General features: G+C 29.6%; 21 protein-coding genes. 19 read left to right on the top strand and 2 right to left on the bottom strand.

Features of this window, described 5'->3' with window-relative positions:
* The first annotated feature begins 19 nt into the window (after positions 1-19).
* Positions 20-1027, top strand: a complete 1008-nt coding sequence (locus tag BMY96_RS03955; protein WP_092849368.1) for a DUF4837 family protein — start codon at positions 20-22, stop codon at positions 1025-1027.
* 68 nt (positions 1028-1095) lie between these two features.
* Here BMY96_RS03955 and BMY96_RS03950 read toward each other — a convergent pair whose 3' ends face one another.
* Complete coding sequence (locus tag BMY96_RS03950) at positions 1096-1278, bottom strand: twin-arginine translocase TatA/TatE family subunit (RefSeq protein WP_092849366.1); 183 nt, start codon at positions 1276-1278, stop codon at positions 1096-1098.
* 116 nt (positions 1279-1394) lie between these two features.
* Here BMY96_RS03950 and BMY96_RS03945 point away from each other — a divergent pair, with 116 nt between their 5' ends.
* From BMY96_RS03945 to BMY96_RS03855, 18 genes are all read left to right on the top strand, one after another.
* A complete protein-coding gene (locus tag BMY96_RS03945; protein ID WP_092849364.1) occupies positions 1395-2264 on the top strand; it encodes a M23 family metallopeptidase in 870 nt (289 codons plus the stop codon).
* Between the two features lie 91 nt (positions 2265-2355).
* Positions 2356-3837 (top strand): GH3 auxin-responsive promoter family protein, encoded by a 1482-nt coding sequence (locus tag BMY96_RS03940; RefSeq protein WP_092849361.1) that lies wholly within the window; start codon positions 2356-2358, stop codon positions 3835-3837.
* Positions 3838-3888: 51 nt separating this feature from the next.
* Entirely contained in the window at positions 3889-5577 is a 1689-nt protein-coding gene (locus tag BMY96_RS03935) for a DUF6909 family protein (RefSeq protein ID WP_092849359.1), read from the top strand.
* Positions 5578-5589: 12 nt separating this feature from the next.
* Positions 5590-6669, top strand: a complete 1080-nt coding sequence (locus BMY96_RS03930) for a hypothetical protein (protein WP_092849357.1) — start codon at positions 5590-5592, stop codon at positions 6667-6669.
* A gap of 2 nt (positions 6670-6671) precedes the next feature.
* On the top strand, positions 6672-7721 hold the full coding sequence (gene rfbB, locus BMY96_RS03925) for a dTDP-glucose 4,6-dehydratase (RefSeq protein WP_092849355.1): 1050 nt from the start codon (positions 6672-6674) through the stop codon (positions 7719-7721).
* A 15-nt stretch (positions 7722-7736) separates the two neighbouring features.
* The gene (rfbA, locus tag BMY96_RS03920; RefSeq protein WP_092849352.1) at positions 7737-8603 is read left to right on the top strand and encodes a glucose-1-phosphate thymidylyltransferase RfbA; all 867 of its coding nucleotides are present in this window, start codon (positions 7737-7739) and stop codon (positions 8601-8603) included.
* Positions 8603-9142, top strand: coding sequence for a dTDP-4-dehydrorhamnose 3,5-epimerase (gene rfbC, locus BMY96_RS03915; protein WP_092849350.1), 540 nt, complete (start codon positions 8603-8605; stop codon positions 9140-9142). The genes rfbA and rfbC overlap by 1 nt, the downstream gene beginning before the upstream one ends.
* Before the next feature lie 2 nt (positions 9143-9144).
* Positions 9145-10011, top strand: a complete 867-nt coding sequence (gene rfbD, locus BMY96_RS03910; protein ID WP_092849348.1) for a dTDP-4-dehydrorhamnose reductase — start codon at positions 9145-9147, stop codon at positions 10009-10011.
* A gap of 2 nt (positions 10012-10013) precedes the next feature.
* On the top strand, positions 10014-11258 hold the full coding sequence (locus BMY96_RS03905) for a lipopolysaccharide biosynthesis protein (RefSeq protein WP_092849346.1): 1245 nt from the start codon (positions 10014-10016) through the stop codon (positions 11256-11258).
* A complete protein-coding gene (locus BMY96_RS03900; protein WP_092849345.1) occupies positions 11248-12483 on the top strand; it encodes a polysaccharide pyruvyl transferase family protein in 1236 nt (411 codons plus the stop codon). Before BMY96_RS03905 ends, BMY96_RS03900 begins: the two co-directional genes overlap by 11 nt.
* Positions 12484-13665, top strand: coding sequence for a hypothetical protein (locus BMY96_RS03895; protein WP_092849342.1), 1182 nt, complete (start codon positions 12484-12486; stop codon positions 13663-13665).
* On the top strand, positions 13658-14779 hold the full coding sequence (locus BMY96_RS03890) for a glycosyltransferase family 4 protein (protein ID WP_092849339.1): 1122 nt from the start codon (positions 13658-13660) through the stop codon (positions 14777-14779). Before BMY96_RS03895 ends, BMY96_RS03890 begins: the two co-directional genes overlap by 8 nt.
* 6 nt (positions 14780-14785) lie before the next feature.
* A complete protein-coding gene (locus tag BMY96_RS03885) occupies positions 14786-16084 on the top strand; it encodes an O-antigen ligase family protein (protein ID WP_092849336.1) in 1299 nt (432 codons plus the stop codon).
* 42 nt (positions 16085-16126) lie between these two features.
* Positions 16127-17530, top strand: coding sequence for an MBOAT family O-acyltransferase (locus tag BMY96_RS03880; RefSeq protein ID WP_092849333.1), 1404 nt, complete (start codon positions 16127-16129; stop codon positions 17528-17530).
* 1 nt (position 17531) lies between these two features.
* Complete coding sequence (locus BMY96_RS03875; protein WP_092849330.1) at positions 17532-19100, top strand: alginate O-acetyltransferase AlgX-related protein; 1569 nt, start codon at positions 17532-17534, stop codon at positions 19098-19100.
* A complete protein-coding gene (locus BMY96_RS03870; RefSeq protein WP_092849328.1) occupies positions 19097-20185 on the top strand; it encodes a DUF1972 domain-containing protein in 1089 nt (362 codons plus the stop codon). The genes BMY96_RS03875 and BMY96_RS03870 overlap by 4 nt, the downstream gene beginning before the upstream one ends.
* Positions 20186-21435: 1250 nt before the next feature.
* Complete coding sequence (locus BMY96_RS03860) at positions 21436-22422, top strand: UDP-glucuronic acid decarboxylase family protein (protein WP_092849322.1); 987 nt, start codon at positions 21436-21438, stop codon at positions 22420-22422.
* Positions 22423-23775: an undecaprenyl-phosphate glucose phosphotransferase gene (locus BMY96_RS03855; RefSeq protein WP_092849319.1), complete on the top strand. Its 1353-nt coding sequence runs from the start codon at positions 22423-22425 to the stop codon at positions 23773-23775.
* Here BMY96_RS03855 and BMY96_RS03850 read toward each other — a convergent pair.
* Entirely contained in the window at positions 23772-24935 is a 1164-nt protein-coding gene (locus BMY96_RS03850) for a glycosyltransferase family 4 protein (RefSeq protein ID WP_092849316.1), read from the bottom strand. The genes BMY96_RS03855 and BMY96_RS03850 overlap by 4 nt on opposite strands.
* Positions 24936-24939: the final 4 nt, after the last annotated feature.

Here is a 24939-nt window from a genome sequence, read left to right as displayed (position 1 = left end):
AACTAAACATAAAAATATTATGCGATATTTTCTATTTTCATTATTTACGTTTACACTTTTAATGTCTTGTGTAGATAAAAAAGAAAAGGCTGAAAAGTTTTTACCCGATGCTTCTGGAGCTATTAACAATGTATCTGTAGTTACAGAAAACGAATATTGGGTCGGCCGTGTGGGCGAAGTCATAAGGCAAGTACTTGCACAGCCAATTTATGGGTTGCCCCAAGATGAGCCTATGTTTACCATTAGCCAAATTCCGCCATCTGTTTTTTCCGGCTTTGTTACTAAAAACAGAACGGTTTTAAAGGTTGAAACGAATAAACCTGCGGGAATAACGTTTACCGAAAATGTGTATGCAAAACCGCAAAAAGTAATTGTAGTTTCTGGTAAAACCAAAGAAGAAATTATTGCTGTGGTTAAGGAGAATGAAGCCAAAATTATTGAAACATTTAGAAACTCGGAGTTAGATGAAAGACAACGCCAAATGGCCAAATCGCCACATAAATTTAATACTATTAAAGAAAAATTGGGGTTAACACTAAAGTTTTCGTCAATTTATGAGCAGGCAAAACAAGAAGATAATTTCTTTTGGTTTAGAAAGGACATTACGACAGGGCATTCGCATATAATGCTTTACGAATTGCCTTTTGATGCGCTTACAAGAAATGATAGTACTGTTAGCCAAATAATTAAGATTCGAGACTCTATAGGACAAGCCTATTTTAAAGGCCGATTGGATGGCACTGTAAAAGCTAATGGCGAGACTGTGAGTTCGTTTATGGTAACCGAGTCGGCTTACACACCATTTTTTGGTGAAACTATTGTAGATAATAAACCAGCTTTAGTAACTAAAGGCTTATGGGAATTAACTAACGATTTTATGGGCGGACCATTTATTAATTATATGATTGAAGACAAGGTAAATAAAAGATGGGTTGTTGTTGAAGGTTTTATTTTTGCACCTTCGGTAGAGAAAAGAAATTATATGCTAGAACTAGAGTCTGTAATAAAATCTGTAAAAATAGAATAGCATTGCGCTATGTAATAAAAAAAAACCAGCCTTTCGGGCTGGTTTTTTACTTTAAGATAATTTTAAAATTATCCTTTTTTATCTTCGGTAGTTTCTTCTTCTTTACTAGCGTCTTTAAATTCTTTAATTCCGCTACCTAAACCGCGCATTAATTCTGGTATTTTTTTACCTCCAAATAAAAGTAAAACGGCTAGAACAATTAATGCTATTTGCCAAGGTCCTATTGCTAATGGTAACATGTATAAGTTCATAATAATGATTTTAAAGTACAAAGTTAATAATTAAAGTTCAATAAAAACGTTTTAAACATAACTTTAGCATACTGATAGTAAAGTCTTGTGATAAATTTATTTATTTTTGTTTTAACATGGCAGACAAAAAAAAGAAACCCAAAAAGATAAAACGAAAATTACTCGATAAGTATCGTTTAATGGTACTAAACGAGAACACTTTTGAAGAGCGTTTATCATTTAAATTAACACGACTAAACGTATTTGTGTTTATGTCTTTATTGGCTGTTTTTTTAATTACACTTACGTATCTGTTAATTGCTTTTACGCCACTTCGTGAGTATATACCAGGATACTCATCAACAGCACTAAAAAAGAAAGCAACCGAACTAAGTTATAAAACCGATTCGTTACAACGTGTTATTCAATTAAACGACCGGTATTATGAGTCTATAAAAAAGGTGTTAAAAGGCGATGTAAATACTGTAGATTTTAATAAAGACTCTATCATTCAAGCTGTTAAACTAGAAGCCAGCGAGGTGGATTTAAAACCTATTGCAGAAGATTCTTTACTGCGAGAAAAGGTAGATAAAGAGGATAAGTATAATTTATTTGAATCGGCAACCTCCACAACTAATTTTGTGCTATTTCCTCCTGTAAGTGGCACCATTAGCGAACCCTATAATGCTAAGGAAAAACACTATGCTGTGGATGTTGTTGTGGCTAAAGACACACCTGTAAAAGCCGCTGCCGATGGTATTGTTATTTTTGCAGAGTGGACCGCAAATACCGGTAACGTAATAATTATTGAGCATAGCTATGGTCTTATTTCTGTTTACAAGCACAACGCTTCTTTAACCAAATCGCAAGGCGATTTAGTTAAATCTGGCGAGGTTATTGCCACAGCAGGTAATACGGGTGAGCTATCTACTGGTCCGCATTTACATTTCGAACTTTGGAATGATGGGTATCCAATTAACCCAACAAATTTTATAGATTTTGAATAACTCTAGTGTCTAGTAAAATTATATCTTGTAAATTGTTAAAAACAAAAGCGATAATTTAGTTATTAACTGGTTTAAAACACATTCAAAATAAATGCTATCATTAAAATCTGTTTTAGCAAAACCTTTTGCAAAGCGTATTTATAAGAAGGTCCAAAAATGGGCCAATAATCCAATTGAAACACAGGAAAAAGTGTTTCGAGAGTTAATATCGCGAGCAGCAAGTACCGAATTTGGAAAGGATCATGATTTTAAAAGTATAAAAAATCATAACGATTTTATTAAGCGTGTTCCCGTTCGAGATTACGAAGCCTTAAAGCCCTATGTAGAAAAGGTTGTTGCAGGTAAGGAAGATGTTCTTTGGAAAGGGAAGCCTTTATATTTTGCTAAAACATCGGGCACAACTTCGGGTTCAAAATATATACCTATTACCAAAGCGAGTATGCCAAGTCATGTTGAAGCCGCAAGAAATGCTATTTTGTTGTATATTCATGAAACGGGTAATGCCAAATTTGTAGATGGTAAAATGATTTTTTTACAAGGTAGTCCTATTTTAAATGAGCAAAATGGTATTCAGTTAGGGCGTTTATCTGGTATTGTGGCGCATTATGTTCCTAAATACTTGCAAAAAAACAGATTACCTTCATGGGAAACCAATTGTATTGACGATTGGGAAACTAAGGTAGATGCTATAGTAGAAGAAACTTTGCCAGAAAACATGACCATAATTTCTGGAATTCCATCTTGGGTACAAATGTATTTTGAAAAGCTACAAGAGAAAACAGGAAAGAAGGTAGGTGATGTATTTAAAAACTTTAATTTATTCATTTTTGGTGGTGTAAATTATGAACCTTACCGTAGTAAATTTGAAAACTTAATTGGCCGAAAAGTAGACAGTATAGAGTTGTATCCGGCTAGTGAAGGTTTTTTTGCGTTTCAGGATAAGCAAGATGAAAGAGGCATGCTGCTTCAGCTTAATTCCGGTATTTTTTACGAGTTTATTAAAGCCGATGAGTTTTTTAACGAGCAGCCCAAACGCATTACTATAAAAGATGTTCAAGTTGGGGTTAATTATGTGATGATAATCTCGACAAATGCAGGTTTATGGGCATACAATATTGGCGATACGGTTATGTTTACGTCAACTAAACCTTATCGTGTTATAGTTTCAGGCAGAATTAAACATTTTATCTCGGCTTTTGGCGAGCATGTTATAGGAAAAGAAGTAGAACAAGCCATGCAGGATGCTACACAGGGTTCTAATATTAGAGTTTCGGAGTTTACTGTGGCACCTCAAATTAATCCTAAAGAAGGTCTACCTTTTCATGAATGGTTTGTTGAATTTGAAAATGAACCGGAAGACATGTCCGCTTTAGCGAAAAAAATAGATGAATCTTTACAGGAACAAAACACCTACTATTTTGATTTAATTCAAGGTAAAGTTTTGCAACCGCTTAAAATTACAAAAGTTAAAAAAGATGGGTTTCAAGATTATATGAAGTCTATTGGGAAATTGGGAGGACAAAATAAAATCCCTAGATTGTCTAACGACCGCAACATTGTGGATAAATTTTAACGTATAAAAATTAACACAAATAGTGTTATATTTGCGCGACCAAATTATATTATGAGCAATAAAAAACATCATGCAAGAACCCGAGCTCAAGAAAGCTCGAATGCTATTGAACGGATGTATATAACTATGCGTCACCTGTTTAATAGAGGGTTTTACAAGCCAATGGGAGTTTCGGGCGAAACTTTAAGGCAATCCTTATTGCTTTTACGACCAGAAATTTACGGGTCTATTGGCGATGAAAAAGCCGAATTAGAAGGCTTACTTTATGTAATAGATAGATTGCCTCAAGGCATTGAGGAATGTATGTTTATTAACTTAACTAGTGATGAAGGGTACTCTACATCGCATTTTAAGCCTATAATTCCAGAAAAACGTCGTCGTAATTGTTATCGAATAGATGACGAGCAAATGAATATTGAAATTACTCGAGGTCGATCTGAGATTTACGATATATTAACCCACCTTACTTTTCTTTTTGTTGAATCTCATAAAATTAGTAAGCGTGTTTTAATTAATGAAGACGGGGCAACAACCCGAGATTGGATAAAACTTGAAAAAGCAGTTTTAGCCAAAAAGAAGCTTACACAAGAGGAACGCGAGGTAACCATTACTCATATAGCTAATATTTTAGGCAGAACCTTTAATGAGTTAACAACAGTTTACAACCAATTTGCAACCCCAACACAACCCGAACGTTTACTTCATATTGTATATTGGTTAGGGAAGCTAGCTATTGAAGAGTTGGTTAATAATAACAAACGTACCGTAACTTTTAGTCCTGTTTTAAGAGAACGAATTGGACACCATATACATGGCGAAATTTGGGCAGACACCATAAAGGATGTTTTGTTTAAAAACAATTTAATAGAGCGCCCAATACATATAATTAGTGCTAATATGCACAGTGTTATGAATACGCTTTTTACACCAAGCGCATTAAAACCAATAGTTGCTAAAAAGGATATTTTTCAAGTTTACGAAGCCTTAAGTAATAAGGATAATAGCGATTTACGTAATAAAGTATCCAAGGAAGCGTTGCAAAAAGGAATGACTTATATTAAAGATACCTCTGGAGCTAACATTGATGTACAAATATTTGATACTGCTAAAATTGATGCATCCAAATTGGATATTAAAAGTGATGATGCTGTTTTAAAGCAACAACAACCAGTTATTTTGGTTATGGATTATGCTTTTGGAGAGCAAGCCTATGAGACTATAGACGAGTTGTTAAAACCCTACAAACAAAAGGGTAAAAAAACGCATTTAAATGTCGAGTCGGTTTCCATAATGGGTAAAGCAGGTATTTTAGAAGGCGGTAAAGGGGATATTATGATTCCGTCTGCGCATATATTTGAAGGTACAGCCGATAATTACCCTTTTAAAAATGAATTAAAGCGAGAAGATTTAGAAGGGCAAGGTGTCAATGTTTACGAAGGCTCGATGATAACCGTTTTAGGTACATCGCTTCAAAATAAAGACATTTTAAAATTCTTTTACAATTCTACATGGAATGTAATTGGTCTAGAAATGGAAGGAGCACACTACCAAAAAGCCATTCAAGCTGCATCAAAAGTACGTGGTAGTATAAGCGCAGATGTAAAGGTAAGATACGCGTATTATGCTAGTGATAACCCTTTAGAAACAGGGGCAACATTAGCTTCGGGTGGTTTGGGGACTTCGGGAGTTAAACCAACCTACTTAATAACAAGAACAATATTAGAACAAATATTAAATTAATTATTTAAGAAAATGAGTAAAGATTTACAACAACCTAAGCAGTTGGAAGAAGTTGATTTAGGACAATTGTTTAATATGGTAGGGAATTTATTTCAAAGACTTTTTGACTTTATTCTATCTATTTTTAATAATATTTATAAACTAATTTTGGTTCTATTAATTCATGTTTACAAAAGAATTAAGTGGTATGCGATATCCGGGATTATAGGGCTTATTTTAGGTTTTTTCATAGATAGTAGCACTGATGAGGTTTATGGTGCAAATGCTTATATTGAAACTAATTTCGGTTCTGCTCATCAAGTTTACGAAAACTTAAAGTATCTACATCAATTAGCTTATGTCGATAAAGATTCTATAGAATTAGCTAGAAAGTTAAACATTAGTGTGAAAGATGCTGCTTCAATTAAAGGTATTTATATGAGGCCTGATATTGATGAGAACGATCGAATTAGGATGTTTGTTGCTTTTAAAAAAGGACTAGATTCTTTAAGTAGAGAAGAGTATTCTTATGATGACTACATTGAGTCTTTGGATTATTACAGTTTTAAAAGACATCAAGTAGGAGTAGCTTCTACAGATAAGTTTATTTTTCAAAAATTAAACAAAAGTTTTTCAAAAGCAATTTCGAACAACGATTATTTAAACGAACTCAAAAATGTTGAATTGCGAAATTTTATAACCCAAAAGGAAACTATAGAGATTGAAAAAAAAGAAATAGACTCGTTAGCATCTGAGTATCTAAAAATCCGTAAAAACGAATCTAAGAAACAAGCAGTTGTGGGATCGGGCACAAATTTATATATGGGTAATAGCGATCAAAATAAGTTAATAGTTGATGAGTCTGAATTATTATCTAAAAAAACAAAATTAGAAGCATTAAAAAGAGAAATTAATGTAGGTTTGGTTAAAAATGAAAATATTGTAAATGTAGTTTCCGAATTTCCTGATGCAGGTTATGATATGACTGATTGGAGAGATAAAATGAAAGTTAGACTACCAATTTTATTTTTCTTAATTACATTTTTTGGTTTTATACTTTACGGTATGGGCAAATATTTATCAGAGCAAGATCAAAAAATTAATAAAAAATAAATATGAACATTTTAATTACAGGAGGTGCAGGTTTTATAGGTGCCCACGTTGTAAGGCTTTTTGTAAATAAGTATCCAAATTATAATATATATAATTTAGACGCACTTACATATGCCGGCAACTTAGAGAATTTAAAGGATATTGAAAACAAAACAAATTATAATTTTGTAAAAGGAGATATAACAGATCAAAAATTTATTAATTCTCTATTTAAAAGCTATAATTTTGATGGCGTAATTCATTTGGCTGCGGAGTCTCACGTTGATCGATCTATAAAAGATCCTTTGGCATTTGTAAAAACCAATGTTATAGGAACTATGAACCTCTTAAATGCATGTAATGAATCATGGAAAGGTAACTTACAAGGCAAACGGTTTTATCATGTAAGTACCGATGAGGTTTATGGTACATTAGGAGAAACAGGTTTGTTTACAGAAACTACTTCTTATGACCCTAATTCGCCATATTCGGCTTCTAAAGCTAGTTCCGATCATTTCGTACGTGCTTATGGTGAAACATATGATTTACCTTATGTTATTACTAATTGTTCTAATAATTATGGTCAAAACCAATTTCCAGAAAAACTAATACCTCTCTTTATAAACAATATAATTCAAAATAAACCTTTACCAGTTTACGGAGACGGGAATTACACTAGAGATTGGTTATATGTTAAAGACCATGCTGCTGCAATAGACCTAGTATACCATAAAGGTAAAAACCATGAAACATATAATATAGGGGGATTTAATGAATGGAAAAATATCGATTTAGTAAAGCTATTGTGTAAGCAAATGGACTTAAAACTAGAACGAAACAATGGCGATTCTGAAAGTTTAATAACATATGTAAAAGATCGCCCTGGACACGATTTAAGATATGCTATAGACGCAAATAAAATAAAACAAGAATTAGGGTGGGAACCATCGGTAACATTTGAGCAAGGTTTAGAAAAAACTATAGAATGGTATTTAAGTAATAAAGAGTGGCTTAATAGTGTTACCAGTGGAGATTATCAATCATATTATAAAAAGCAATACAGCGATAGTTAATAAAAAGCGTTAAACATGAAAGGAATTATACTTGCCGGAGGATCCGGAACAAGGTTGCACCCATTAACATTATCTGTAAGTAAGCAACTTATGCCTATTTATGATAAGCCAATGATTTACTATCCGTTATCAACATTAATGTATGCTGGGATTAGAGAAATTCTTATAATATCAACACCAAAAGACTTACCCTTGTTTAAGGATTTACTAGGCGATGGTGCTAAGTTTGGGTGTAAATTCGAATATGCTGTACAAGATGCTCCAAACGGTTTAGCAGAGGCTTTTATTATAGGTGAGCAATTTATTGGAAATGACAAGGTAGCCTTAATTTTGGGAGACAATATTTTTTATGGTACAGGTTTAGCCAAACTTTTACAAGCAAACAATGACCCTAAAGGAGGTATAATATATGCATATAGGGTGCACGACCCCGAAAGATATGGTGTTGTAGAGTTTAATCAAGAGGGAAAAGCAATATCTATTGAAGAAAAACCATTAAAGCCAAAATCTAATTATGCAGTTCCTGGAATTTATTTTTATGATAATTCCGTTGTTAAAATAGCTAAGAATATAAAGCCCAGTCATAGAGGTGAACTTGAGATTACAGACGTAAATAAAGTGTTTCTTAATAATGGAGAACTAAATGTTAGTATACTAGACAGAGGAACAGCTTGGTTAGATACAGGTACCTTTCAATCATTAATGCAGGCATCACAATTCGTTGAGGTAATTGAAGAACGACAAGGATTAAAAATAGGGGCTATAGAAGCTGCTGCTTATGAAATGGGATTTATTAATGAAAATCAATTTAAAAATTTAGCAGAACCTTTAATGAAGAGCGGATACGGTAAAAACTTATTAGGACTATTGAAAAAGAAATAATGATAGTAAAAGAAACTAAATTAAAAGGCTGCGCCATAATCGAACCTACTGTTTTTGAAGACGAAAGAGGCTATTTTTTAGAAAGTTATAACCAAAAAGCATTTAATCAATTAGTAGGAAATAAAGTTACTTTTGTTCAAGACAATGAATCTTTTTCGTCTAGAGGTGTTTTACGAGGACTACATTTTCAACGTGGTGAACATGCCCAAGCTAAGTTAGTTAGAGTTATAAAGGGTAGAGTGTTAGATGTTGCTGTTGATATTAGAGAAAGTTCAGTAACGTATGGGCAATATGTGTCTGTAGAATTAACGGGAGAAAATAAAAAACAACTCTTTGTTCCCAGGGGGTTTGCGCATGGGTTTGTTGTGTTAAGCGAAACCGCACTGTTTTCTTATAAGTGTGATAATTTTTATAATAAAGCCTCAGAAGGAGGCATTTTGTATTCAGATTATAATTTGAATATAGACTGGATATTAAAAAATGACGACCTTATAATTTCCGAAAAAGATAAAATACTGCCAACCCTTGAAAACCTATAGCAATGATTAATATTTTAATAACAGGAGGAAATGGCCAACTAGCAAGTTGTATTAAAGATTTAGCTATAGATTATGTAAATTTAAACTTTATTTTTACCGATTTTTTAGATTTAGATATTACCAACTTAAACCAACTAAATAACTTTTTTAATACAGCAAGTAATGACATTCAATATTGTATAAATTGTGCAGCCTATACGGCAGTCGATAAAGCAGAAAAAGAATCAGAAAAAGCTATAAAAATAAATACAGAAGGATCTAAAAATCTTGCACTTGCTTGTTTAAAGCATAACATTACCTTAATTCATGTATCCACAGACTTTGTTTTTGATGGAAAAGGAAAAACACCATATTTAGAGACAGACCCTGCTCTTCCAATTAGTGTATATGGTGAAACTAAACTAAAAGGAGAGCAAGAAATTGAACAGATTTTAACTAAATATTTTATATTTAGAACTTCATGGCTATACTCCGAACATGGCAATAATTTTATGAAAACCATGTTAAAATTAGCAGAAACAAAAAACGAATTAAGTGTTGTTAGTGATCAATTTGGTACACCTACTTACGCTAAAGACTTAGCAAAGTTAATAGTGCATACTATTACCTCTAAATCTGTAGATTATGGTGTATATCATTATAGCAATATAGGTAGTATAAGTTGGTTTGATTTTGCTAAAGCTATTTTTGAAGAAAACAGGACACCTATAAAGATAAATGCTATTACCACAAGCGAGTTTCCAACCCTTGCCAAAAGACCAGCCTATAGCGTTTTAGATAAGTCTAAAATTAGAAAAATGCTAAATATCGAAATTCCAAATTGGAGAGAAAGTTTAAAACAAGCCTTAGATAATCATAAAAATCTGTAAATTTGAAAGTTAAGGTTTTTTTAAATTTGTTTAAGTACTTTGGAATTAAGTTTTTTGGAGTTTTAAGCAGTTCTATAATTATTTTTTACCTACAAAAAAAATACGGAAACGAAATACAGGGCTTTTATGGCGTATTATCAAATTCAATACTATTATTAACCATTTTATCTCATTTTGGTATACCTAGTTTGGTTAGTTTACAAATGGCTTATTATAATAAGCACAATGTTAATAGAGTAAAGCAAATAATTAATAATTGTTTAAAAACAATTCTAATTATTCAACCTGTTTTTATCCCTCTTTTAATATATCAATTTTATAATATTACTTATAGTTTTACAGATGTAGCTTTACTTTGCATAGCTATATTTAGTAATGTTCTTATTTATTTTTATGCATACGTACTAAGAGGTTTAAGCGAGTATGGATGGATGATATTTTTTACAGAAACATCTCGATGGGTTATTGTTTTATTAACCTTGCTTTTATTTCAGGATATTATTGAAATCAAGAAATTAATTGTTTTCTCAATTCTTCTGTCATCATTATTAACTTTTACATTAGCTTACTTTAAGACAAAATATTTAGGTTATAATTTTAGCTATCTATTTTATAAGATTAATTTAAACGGCATTAAAAAGACACTATTTAGTTCATTATCCTTAATGGTAGCCTCATTTGGGATGTTGTGTATACAGCAAATTAATATTATACAATTGTCATACTATCAACCTATTGCAGAGGTAGGATTTTTTAATTTTACTTTTAAGTATTTAATGATTACAATCATGCCCGTATCTGTTATTTCTGCAAAATATGCACATTTAACAAGTGAGTATTACTTTAATAAAAAGTATTCTGAGGTAAGAAAAAACCTTGCTTTTTCGTCCATTGCAAGCTTATGTATTACAGCAATTGCAATAACGTTTCTTTATGCTATTTCATCATATATTTATCCTTTTGTTAATCAAAAGTTTGATTATAAATTGTTTTTATTAATAGGAGGATCTATGTTACTTTTTAGTTTATACGGTTTTTGGGTTTCATTTTTAACTCAAATTAAAAAATCTAACAGTATTGTATTTACTTTATTTTTGGCAATTATTTGTAACCTAATTGTTAACTATATTGTAACCCCAAAGTATAGCTATTATGGTACAGCTATATCTGATTTAGTAAGTAATTTGATTATGTTAATTTCATGTGTATACATAATTTTTAATTTTTTAAAAAAAGATGAAAAATAGACTTAAAAGATATATTATTAGTATTCTTAATGAGATACTAGTACGTTTATGGAAAAAAAAGAGCATTAATAAAAATGAAGTTATTGATAAAGTTTTAGTACTACCGCCAGATGAATTTGGAAGTATTGGAGACGAAGCTATGATAATTTCTGTAATACAAAATGTTAAATTGGATGCAGGTTTAAATACTGATATTCTTTCGTTTGAAAAAGAATCTTGGAACGAAAGACTAAACCAGTACGAAGGCTTTAGCGAAGAAATTGTTATTAAATCTAAGTTTGCTAATCCATTTAATTTGTTTAAAGTATTAAAACTAGCCAAACAATATAAATACTTTGTAATTATTGGTGCCGATATTTTGGATGGTCACTATTCTTCAGTACAAAGCTCTAAAAGAATTTTATTAGGTAGGCTTCTATCAGATATAGGAACCAAAGTTATTGTTACGGGTTCTAGCTTTAATAAAGCTATTCATCCATCTGTAACTAAAGAATTACAAAAAGTTACTAGTAATAATTTTAAACTTAATATTAGAGATCTAAAATCCTACGAGCGTATAAGTAAAATATACCCAAAGGCTACATTAACTATGGATATTGCCTTTTTATTAAAACCAAAGTCTCCAGAACACTATAAAGATTTTATATCTTTCGAGAAACAGGGCGAATATTTATCAATTAATATAAATCCAATTCATTATGAAAAATATGGTGAGAGTTTATTAACATATTTTATAGATTATATTAAATTTTTAATTAGTACCACATCGTACAACGTTATTCTAGTGCCGCATGACGTTAGAGAGAATACTTTTGGTAAGTATAGCGACTATGAAATTTCTAAACTAATTTATAACAAGATAAATTTGCCTTCTCGAGTATTCTTTTTTGAAAACAAAAAACATATTAATGCAGCAACATTAAAACATGTAGCCTATAATTCCAAAATTGTTATTACCGGTAGAATGCATTATTCTATTGCTGCCCTGTCTAATAGTGTACCAGTATTAGTCATGACCTATCAAGGTAAGTTTGAAGGCATGCTACTTGAAATATATAAAGAAGTAGACAACTATGTAATTTCTAGTAAAGGACTAGATCTTGATGAATTAAAAACAAAAAGTTTTAGAATCTTAAATAATCTAGAACAAGAAAAAGCCTTAATAAATCAAAAAAGCATTAAAAATAAATCTAAACTTAACTTAGATATATTTTCAAGTAAATAAATGCGAATTCTTGTAGCTAGATACACACTTTTAAAGGCATCAATTCTTTGGTGCTTTTTCTGCTCTTTTATTTTAGCATTATTTTATAATTTCTTTAATCCAGATATTAATATCCTATTTTTAAAGGACTTAATTATTATAGGAATTCTTTTTGTTTCTTTAAAGTTTTCGGTTAAAGTTAACGTTTTTACGTTCTCTTTTTTTCTGTTTTTAGCTTATTTGTTTATAACAGCCCTTCTTACTGATGCTACCATTATGGCTATTGTGGCATCTATTAGACAGATGGTAGTACCATACATTTTGTTTTTAGTTGGATTAAATTTAGCCACAAAAAAATCTGAAAACACTATTAAAAAATATGTTTTTTATCTAGCTTTAATAGTTGTAGTTTTTGGTTTTATTGAAATAACCTTCAACATTTGGCACTATTTGGATGTTACTAATTATTTTGAAATAAAAAATATCCCTATCTATAATAAAACCTATAAGGATTTTTATAATTACCCCGATTTTTTTATAGAACCGATGTTTGGAGGAATAAAAAGAATGACCTCTACGCTGCTAGACCCCATAAATTTAGGACATGTTTTAACTTTTATTATTGCATTACTAATATACGACAAGGAATTGGTCAATATTAGGTGGCGTAAAGGGCTGATTATTGTTTTTTTAATAGCTTCTAGCTTTACCTTTTGTAAAGGAGCTTGGCTACAATTAATAATACTTGCCATTTTGGTTACAAATAAAATATCTAAAACTATAAAATATATAATTGTAGGGGGGATTATGTATAGCATGTTTTTAATAGCAACTTGGCACCATGGTGCAAGAGAACATTTAGAAGGTTTAATGGCTTCGTTGGAACACATTAGTATATTTGGTGTAGGCCTTGCTAGAACCGGAAATCAAGCCTATTTGTACGGCATTCAAGAGGTGAAAATTGGCGATACATATTTTGGCGCCATTTTAGGACAGATAGGCGTAGTTGGTTATTTTTTATGGGTTGCACCGTTTATGTTGGTAATGAAAAAATTAGAATTTAATTTAATTTCAAAGATATTTTTATCTCAGTTATTTATTTCACTCTTATCAGAAAACTCATTTAATTTATTAAGTGTATTTTTGGTTTGTATATTTTTAGGGTTGGAGTATAGAAAATATTTAGATAAAGTTTATGAATAAAATAGCAATTATAGATCATGTTGGTAATAAAAGCGGAATGGACTTTTATGACATTTCTTTAGCTAATGAATTATGCAATAATGTTGATGTTTCTATTTTTTCAAATTTTGAAACGACAAATAGTTTAAACACTAAAGTGTATAACAAAAAAGTATTCAATAAAAAGAAGGCTAACGAAACCAAACTAGATAAAATTATCTATTTTTTTTTAGGGCATTTTAAAGCTTTTATTAACACAAAAAAAAGAGGTATAAAAACAGTATTATTACATTCCTTTTCTTATGAAATTAAAGACGTGCTTATTTATATTATAGCAAAACTTTTTAGATTTCGAATATATTTAATCGCACATGATGTTTCTGGTTTTGCTAACTCAGACAATCAAAAAATAAAACTATTAATTTTAAAAAATATAACAACTAAAGTATTAGTACATAATGAATTCTCGAGAAAAGAATTGTTGAAAGAAAATTTAAACGAGAATAAAATTATTACTATAAGGCATGGTGGTTACATAGATCAAGTTAATTCTAATATTAGTAGTCAAGAAGCTTTTTCAGTTTTAAACTTATCAAAAGATTATAAATATATACTGTTTTTTGGGCAAATTAAAGAAGTTAAGGGGCTAGACGTACTTATTAAAGCTTTTCATTTACTAAATAACAATAAAACTAAGCTAATTATTGCTGGTAAAGTTTGGAAGGACGATTTTGGTAAATACCAAGATTTAATAAATCAATACAACCTATTAGATAAAGTGATACTCCATACGCGTTTTATTACAGATAGTGAAAAGGATATGTTTTTTAAAATTTCAGATCTAGTAGTTATACCTTATAAAAAAATATATCAAAGTGGGGTTTTATTAACGGCACTAAGTTATCCATCAATCGTTTTATGTTCTAATCTAGAACCAAATAAAGAAGTAATTATAGATAATGAAAACGGGTTTTTGTTTGACTCTAACAATAGTCAATCTTTAAGTGAAAAAATAGATTATATTTTAAAATTAAGTACTCAAGAAAAAAAAATAACTAAAGATAATGCTCTAAAAACTATAAAGTACAAGTTTAATTGGCAATATCCCGCAAGCCAAATAATTAAAAATTTGTAAAACATTATGGGAACCAAACTTAGTAATGCTTTTAAACCTAATAACCTTAGTGTTTTATTAATAGTAATGTCCTTACTAGGCATTTTTTTTAAAAGTAATATAAGTTCTATTACCCTAATAATATTGTTTGTTTTTTCTCAAATTAATTTTTTTATTATTGAGAATAAACAATTAAAAGACTTAAAAGGGATATTTAATTTTAAAAGCTATTACGTATACTTTATTGGCTACTTTGTTTTGGTATTATTATCTGTTTTATATAGCACAGATACGTCTACAGCATTAAAATATACAATTAGGCATGTAGCTTTTATCTTTTTACCCATTAGCTTTTTTTGTTTACCAAAATTAAGTCTAGAAAACCAACTAAAAATAAGAAAAGTATACGTGTATTGGGTTGCCATTTTGTTTACTTTTTTATTAATTAATGCTATAATCAATAATCATTTAAAGGGATACTCTTTAATAGATTTTTTTCAAGCTAGGCTAGAAAATTTATTTGGACTAGATCACGAAAAAGTTTTTATAGAATACTGGTTATTTACCTACGAAGGCTTAACACAAATTATAGACATACAGCCTATTTACTTAACACTTTTTGTTAACGTTGCCTTTGTATTTTTATTAAAATTAAAGGAAAACAACAAACTAAGTAACAAACTGTTTTGGTTTTTTAGTTTTTACTACCTGTTGTTTGTTTTACTATTATCTTCAAGATCAGGTTTAGGAGTTTTTATTTTATTGTTTATTGGTTATGTTAATTTTATAATGCCTAAAACTAATAAAGATAGGGTAAAAGGTGTAACTATAACACTACTTTTTTTAAGTATCGCTCTTGGAGTTATTTTTACAAATCCTATATTAAAATATAGAGTAATGTCTGTATTAAACCCTAGTGAAGAGCATAAACATTTAAATTTTTCCAACCAGTCTATTAGATTAATTAAATGGAAAAATGCTTTAGAAGAAATTAAAGAAGCTCCAATATTGGGTCATGGAATTGGAGATTATAAAAACAAACTACTCCAACGATATAGAATAAATGATTTTAAAGTAGGTTTAAAGCATGAATATAACGCGCATAATCAATATTTAGACACTATGCTTCAAGTTGGAGTATTAGGGTTGTTAGTACTAGTGCTACTATTTTTCTATGGCTTAAATAGTCCAGGTTTTGAAATTAAATTTATTTTTGGAATATTTTTAATAAGTTTTATTACAGAATCTATGTTTGGCAGACATTGGGGAGTAGTTTCCTTTACCTTATTTAGTTGTTTTTTAAGGCAAAACAACGACAGGGCTTGAGTTCATTTTAAATAATTTTAATTAAATTAATACTTTTAAATAATGGTATTTACATCTCCAACTTTTCTTTTCCTTTTTCTTCCCTTAGTTTTACTTTTATATTATTATGCAAACACTTTTTTTAGAAATATAACGCTACTAGTTTTTAGCTTACTTTTCTATGCTTGGGGAGAAGGCCTGTATCTTCTTTTAATGATTATATCAATTGTTTTTAATTATTTTTTCGGCTTATTAATTGGAAGAGATAAAAAAAATAATAAAAGAAGACTATTACTGTTTGTTGCAGTAGTATTTAATTTATCTCTAATATTTTATTTTAAATATACTGCATTTTTAGTATCTATTATTAACGATTTTTTTAATTTAGATATTAATACAACCCCCATACATTTACCATTAGGAATATCGTTTTTTACTTTTCAATCTATTTCTTATTTGGTAGACGTTTATCGACAAGAAGTCCCTTCTCAAAAAAAGATAATAAATTTGGGCTTATACATATCCCTTTTTCCACAGTTAATTGCAGGACCAATTGTTAGATACAGCGATATTAATTTACAATTAAATACAAGAGAGCACTCTTTCGAAAAATTTAGCAACGGTATTTATAGGTTTACTATTGGTTTGGTAAAAAAAATGGTAATAGCAAACCCTTTGGGGTATATAGCAGACCAGGTTTTTGCAATAGATTCCAATGATTTGTCTATGCCCTTAAGTTGGATTGGGATATTATGTTATAGTTTTCAGATATATTATGATTTTTCAGGCTATTCTGATATGGCAATAGGTTTAGGTAAAATGTTTGGGTTCAAATTTGAAGAAAATTTTAACCATCCCTATATATCTAAGTCTGTTCAAGAATTTTGGAGAAGGTGGCATATATCTCTATCATCTTGGTTTAGAGATTATTTGTATATACCTTTAGGTGGTAACAGGCTAGGTAAAAAAAGACTTATTTTTAATTTAATTGTTGTTTTCTTTCTAACAGGCTTTTGGCATGGAGCAAGCTGGAATTTTATTTTTTGGGGCTTATTTCATGGTTTGTTTATTTCTTTAGAAAGGATTCAAAAGGTCAAAACATTTTTAAAAGCTAAGGTTGTATTATCTCACTGTTATACCTTAATTATAGTAGTAGTAGCTTGGGTGTTTTTTAGGGCGCAAGATTTATCGTCCTCTTTTAAATACCTTTTTAATATGTTTAATTTTAAAAAATATTCAATTGACCTTTTTGAATTTAAAACCATTGTATCCAATGAGGCTATTTTTGTTTTTATTTTAGCTATAATATTTGCAATTCCTATTCGAAAAAAAATTGAAAATATGTTTCAATTTAACGAAGTTTTTTGGGGGGTTTCTCGTGTACTATTAATAGTAGCTTCATTAATATTGGTTATTTCTAAAGTGGCATCATCTACGTACAACCCATTTATATATTTTAGATTTTAGTATGAAAGCAATATATCATAAAATAACAATAGTAGTTTTTTTATTACTCATTTTTGTTCCATTTGTTTTTGGAATCATACAAAAAGATAAAAAAGTTAGTGTTGAAGAAAAGAGAGAACTCGCCGTTTTACCGGTTCTACCAAATAGTATAGATAGCTTAGGTATTTATTTTAATGATTTTGATAAGTATTATAAAGACCATTACGGTTTTAGAGATTCTTTTTTGAAATTTTACAGTAATTTAAAATATTCTATTTATGATTCTCCTTCAGACAATATAGTATTAGGAAAAGATAGATGGCTGTTTTTAAATAAAGGATACGGAAACCCCATCGAAGATTTTCGAGACTCTAATCCAATGACTACGTCCGAAATAGAAAATTATGCTAGTTATATCCAAACCAAAAGTAATTGGTTTCGTAATAAAGGCATAAAATACTATTTTATGATTTGCCCTAATAAACACACTATTTATTCAGATAAATTACCATGGTATGTTATTAAAAGAGATTCTTTATCTAATTATGATAGATTAATAAAACATTTAAAACTAAATACAACGGTACAAGTTATTGATGTTAAAGGTTTGCTATTAAAAGAAAAAGAAAATGCAAAAATGCCTCTATATTCTCCATTAGGAACACACTGGACTGCCTTAGGAGCCAACTATGCGCAATATGAATTAGCTAAAACTATTCAAAAAGATTTTCCAAATAAAATAGACCCTAAACTTTATACTCTTGATCGATTTTATTTAGAAAACTCTAATTATGATTCGTCTGGAGGAATTATTGGAAAACCCGATTTACAACATGCCATACCAAAAATTGATTTAAAAGCTTGTACCAACAATGTGAAAAAAGATAAAGATGGCTTTCAATGCGATTGCAACAAGAATATTAAAGGTTTAAAAGCTTTGGTTTATCGAGACTCTTATTTTATTGAAATGGTTCCATACCTTACTAACTATTTTGCACACTCTAATTTTGTAAACGGAGGTATACGTATGAGTGCTTTACAAAAACAACTTGCTAAAAGTAAGTATGATATAGTTATTGAATCGTTCGTAGAAAGGTATATTGAAGATAAAAGAGGTAATAATTTGGAATTTTCTATAGACAATAATTACATTAAAGAAGTATTTGAAAAATCTACTAATACGATATTTGAAAGTAAGTGTTTTAGTGGGTGGTGGCTTCAATTTCAAGAAAAAGAAGGAGTAACCAAAACTTGTGATAGTATAAAGTTTTCTGAAAACACAACCCCGATTACAAACTTGTACTTAAGAAAATTAGAAGGTCTAAAGGGGAATAAAGCTATAGTTTACTTTGAGTTTAATTCAACAATAAATACAAATTTTGAACTTTTTTACTCTATAATTGGAGAATCAGTAAACGGATGGAGATACGGAGAAGACAAAAAAATAACAAAAAGTGTGCATAAAGGACTAAATAAACTATATATTCCATTAGATATTGAAAATTTAAATGACTCTATGTTATTTAGGTTAGGAGGTATTGGAGGTACATATACATTGAAAAAAGTGATTGTAAAAAAAATAACTAAATGAGAATCGCAATTTTGGGTACAAGAGGTGTACCAAATAACCATGGTGGTTTTGAGCAATTTGCAGAGTATTTTTCAAAATATTTAGCAGAAAATGGACATGATGTTTATGTGTTTAATTCGCATAACCATCCTTACCAGGAGAAAACCTGGAATGGTGTAAAAATACTACATGAGTACGATCCCGAATATAAAATAGGTACAGCAGGGCAATTTATATACGATTTAAACTGTATTTTAACATGTAGAAAAGAAAACTTTGATATTATTCTCCAGTTAGGATATACTAGTAGCTCTATTTGGAGTTTTATGTTTCCTAAAACAAGTGTTATTGTTACCAACATGGATGGGTTGGAATGGAAACGCTCTAAATATTCTAAGAAAACTAGATTCTTTTTAAAAAGAGCCGAATTGTGGGGCGCAAAATATAGCGATTTTTTAATTTCAGATTCTATAGGTATACAAAACTATTTGCAAAAAACATATAATAAAACATCAGAGTTTATAGCCTATGGTGCAAAAGTGTTTAATAATCCAAATGAAGCTATTTTATTAGAGTATAACTTAACAAAACATAATTACTCTATGCTAATTGCTCGTATGGAGCCAGAAAATAATATTGAAACTATTTTAGATGGATTTCACAATTCTAAAAGCGCAACTCCGTTTTTAGTAATAGGTAAAATAAATAAATTTGGGTCCTATTTAAAAGAAAAATATAAAACCGACTCTAGGATTAAATTTTTAGGAGCTATCTACAATCAAAACCATCTAGATAATTTAAGATACTATTCTAGGTATTATTGCCACGGTCATTCAGTTGGTGGCACTAACCCATCATTATTAGAAGCAATGGCATCAAAAAGCCTTATTATTGCTCATGATAATATCTTTAACAAAAGTATTTTAAATAAAGAGTGTAAGTATTTTCATAAAGCAGGAGACCTTCAAGTTATATTTGATGACGATAGCTATTTTGTGCGAAAGGAAGATTTTTGTTATTTAAATATTGAAAAAATTAACACAAAATATAGTTGGGATATTATTAATAAGCAATATGAATCGTACCTTTTAAAAACTATCAAATAAAAAAGACTAAAAGCATAAAATTAAATTTGCTTATTATAGGCTATATTAGTTTTGTGTATAGGTTATAAGTAATAGTTAGTAGCCATGGAAATCACAACAAAAAAAAGCAGCATATATTTAGTAATTGGTTTTTTTTTAGCTACAATTTTATTCGATTTCTTAGATAAAATTAATATTAATAATGCAGACGTTGCCACTATAAAATTAAATAGGTTTAGTAAGTTAGTTTTTGTGTTGCTCTCTGGTTTATTGTGCTTCTTTAACTTTAAATTGGTAAAACAACAACTAATAAAACTAATTATAATCGCTGGTTTATTAGTTGTTATTTTTACCGTTGTAAAACCTTATAGCGAAGATTTTCTAAACTATTTAATACGTTATTTGTTTTTCTTTTTTGTAATTGCCGTATTTATAATAATTAAAACAAAAAATTTAACAAATCAACTTTGTTCAATATTATTTCCTTTAATAGATATATTTGTAGTTTTTAATTTTTTACTAATTATTTATGCTTTTATATCAAACAATAATTTATTCTTAACCTATAATGAAAATCGATTTGGGTTTAATGGCTTAATGTTAAACCAAATGCAATCACCATATATGTATATGTCGTTTTTGGCTGTTCTTATTTATCAAAAAAAAACAATACTGTTTTTAATAACACTATTTTCATGTTTAATGATTGGCGTAAAGGTTTTAATTTTAGGCATTTTTGTTTTTTTTCTAGGTTACTTACTTTTTATTGATAAAAAACATGTGATAAAAAAAATAATCTTTTTACTAGTAGCTACATTGTTTGTTTTATTTTTATTTTTGAACACACCAATATTTAAAAGAATTATTGAGCAAGAAGGTTTGTTAACAGCATTAGCTTCAATAAGAGATAAGCATTTAATTAAGGTTTTTAGTGATATATCAACTACAAATTTTAATGTTATTTTTGGCTGTAAAGATTTAAGTATATTTCGTTGCGAATTAGAGTTTGTAGATGTTTTTTTATTTTTTGGACTTTTTGGGCTTATTATTTATGGAGTGATAATGGTTAATATTTATAGGGAGTGTTGTGATAGTCGGGTTAGTAAAATTTATTTTTTTACAGTTACTACCATGATGTTTTTTGCAGGAAATTTTTTTTACTTTCCAGTAAACACTTTTATATTTATGACATGCCTATTTTTGTTAAAAACTAAAGAAAAAGAGGCTTATTTATCCAGAAGTTTTTTAAATATAAAAACCAAATTTTTTAAATGAAAAAAATACTAATAACTGGAGCAGCAGGCTTTTTAGGATCGCACCTCTGTGATCGATTTATTAAAGAAGGTTTTTATGTTATTGGAATGGATAATTTTATTACCGGAGATAAAAAAAACATTGAGCATTTATTGCAATTATCAAATTTTCAACTTGTAAAACATGATGTAACAAATTTTATAAACATAGAAGCTAATTTAGATTACATTTTACATTTTGCATCACCCGCAAGCCCAATCGATTATTTAAAAATACCAATTCAAACTTTAAAAGTTGGTGCTTTGGGTACACATAATCTTTTAGGGTTAGCCAAAGCTAAAAAAGCACGTATGCTTATTGCTTCAACATCCGAAGTTTATGGAGACCCCTTAGTACACCCACAAACAGAAGATTATTACGGAAACGTTAATACTATTGGGCCAAGAGGAGTTTATGATGAAGCCAAACGCTTTCAAGAATCTATAACTATGGCATACCATAGATTTCATGGTTTAGAAACACGAATTGCACGTATATTTAACACTTATGGCCCTAGAATGCGCCTAAATGACGGACGCGTTATTCCAGCTTTTTTAGGACAAGCCCTAAGAGGAGAGAATTTAACTGTTTTTGGAGATGGACTTCAAACACGATCTTTTTGTTATGTAGACGATCAAGTAGAAGGAATTTACAGACTATTATTAAGCGATTATTCAAATCCAGTAAATATTGGTAACCCAAACGAAATTACAATAAAAGACTTCGCAGAGGAGATAATATCGCTTACCGGAACAAAACAAAAAGTTATTTATAAAAATTTACCCCAAGATGATCCTTTGCAAAGACAACCTGATATTACATTAGCAAAAAAAGTACTAAATTGGGAACCTAAAGTTAATAGAGGTGAAGGCATGAAAATAACTTTTGAATATTTTAAGTCTTTATCCCAAGAAGAGCTATTTAAGAGCGAACATAAAAATTTTAAAGAACATATAAAAAAATAAGTGGATTATAAAAAAGGAAGATATTCTAGCCTAATTAAGCCTTTATTTGGTTTTGTAGATTTAGTCATAATAAATATGACTGTTTTTTATTATGATATAAATATAAAAGACACTTATATTTTTTGTTTGTACATTTCAGCTTCATGGGTTATACTTGCGCTTAAAAATCATTTTTATGAAGTGCAAAGACATACTCGCATAATTCAAATCGTTCCACTTTTATTTAAGCAAATAATACTTTTTACTATAGTACTTTACGCATTTATTGGGTTTTTTAAACAACCAAATGTTAGTCGGTTAGCTTTAGGAAACTATTTATTATGTGTTTTTTTATTAATTTCTATATTTAAATTTTTTGCCACTTTTCTGTTAAAAAAATATAGAACAGTTTTAAGAGGTAATAATAGAAAGGTTATTGTAATTGGAAGTAATGATAAAGCTAGACAACTTATTAAAACATTTAATACGAGGTTAGATTATGGGTATAAGTTTAAAGCTAAATTTAGTGTTAAGGATAAAGACTTCTCTTTAGATAATTGCTTTAATTATATAATAGAGAATAGTATTGATGAAATTTATTTTTCTGTTTCAGAATTATCTAATAAGCAAATTAATAGGTTAATTGATTTTGCTGATAATAATTTACGAGAACTTAAGTTTATACCAGATAATAAAGAGATATATTCTAAAAAACTCAAGTATGAGTACTATGATTATATACCAATTTTGTCTCTTCGCGCCATACCACTTCAAGAATCTGTAAATAAGATTGTTAAAAGGCTTTTTGATATTTTGTTTTCGTTGTTCATTATCGTTTTTGTACTATCGTGGTTAACACCAATTATAGCTTTATTAATTAAGTTAGAATCTAAAGGGCCTGTGTTTTTTAAACAGTCTAGAAATGGTTTTAATTACAAAGAGTTTGATTGTTATAAGTTTAGGTCTATGACGCCTAATAAGAATGCACATTTATCTCAAGCAACTAAAGGTGATTTAAGAATTACCAAAATGGGAGCCTTTATTAGAAAAACAAGTATAGATGAATTACCTCAATTTTTTAATGTGTTATTTGGTGATATGTCGGTTGTTGGACCAAGACCACACATGGTAAGTCATACCAATATGTACGCACAACGTATAGATAAGTTTATGGTGCGTCATTTTGTAAAACCGGGTATTACAGGTTTGGCTCAAGTTAGTGGGTTTAGAGGTGAGATAGAGACGGATAAAGATATTATTAACCGTGTAAAGTACGATATCTTTTATATTGAAAACTGGTCGTTGTTATTAGATATTAAAATCGCTATCCAAACATTTACCAACGCTATTAAAGGCGAAGAGAAAGCTTACTAAATAATTTCAATTAATTGTTTTAACTGTTTATTAAAATCAAAACAGTTTAAGGCTGTCTTTTGTATTTTAATTCTGTTTTCTAGAGCTAATTTGGTTTTATCTAAATTCGATATTACTGTATTTAACTCAGTATAATCACTAGCGTTAGCTACCCAACCAAGTTCATATTTATTAATTACAGTTTCACCTTCACCTCCACCAAAATAAAGCATAGGCATTCCTAAGCGTGCATATTCAAATATTTTAGACGGTACTGAACCATAAATTCTATTAAGTAAGGGAATTATGGTTACGTCGTATTGCGTTAAAACGCTATGCAGTTTTTGCCTAGAAACTTCGCCATGATAAATAATATCAAGTTCTGTGTTGTTTTTTATTAAGTATTGAATGGCAAGTTGTTCCGCTCCGGCGCCATAAATATGAAATTGAATTTTAGAGTAGTCAAGTTCTTTACATAGCTTTAAAATACCTTGGGCAATACCTAGTAAGCCCGCATATACTATTTTTAGTTTATCTGAAGTTTGTGTTTTGTAAGTTGGTAAAGGTGCTTTAAAATAGGGGTAGTTGCGGTATAGTAAGCTGTTTTTATGTTTGTATATAGAGCTTACATGAGCTAGTATCTCATCACTTTGTCCTAGAATTAAGTCGGCATGTCTATAATTAAAACGCTCTATTTTTTCTAGTATTTTATAGCCAAAGTTCTTTTTTAAGGCACCTAACTCTAATGCAGCAAGTGGCCATAAATCGCTAACATTTAAAATGAGTTTTCTTTTTTTAGAGCGTAAAAATAGAACAGATGTAAAAGCCACAAGTAAAGGTGGCGACTGTATAATTACCGTTTTAGGAATTTTGTTCCAAATAAAAAACCAAATCAAACTTAAGCTATAAGATAACATGGCTATAAGGCGCAGTAGTTTGTTTTTAGAGTTACTAGCGTAAATCCACAGTCTATGGATGGTTATATCGTTTTCAATAGAAGTCTGCTTAAATCGGCCCCTATAGCCCTCAAACACCCTGCCTTTAGGGTAATTTGGTAAGGGTGTTAAAACGGATACATTAAAATTGTATTTTTGTAAGCCTTGAGATAAATGAAAGATACGATTTGATGCAGCTCCCGTTTCTGGAGGATAATAGTTTGTTATGATAAGTAGGTCTTTCATCTCA

The organism is Algibacter pectinivorans (assembly GCF_900112595.1).
In the GTDB taxonomy this organism is placed as follows: domain Bacteria; phylum Bacteroidota; class Bacteroidia; order Flavobacteriales; family Flavobacteriaceae; genus Algibacter_B; species Algibacter_B pectinivorans.
The sequence above is the reverse complement of the archived record's forward strand: the minus strand, read 5'-3'. Positions and strand labels throughout refer to the sequence as shown.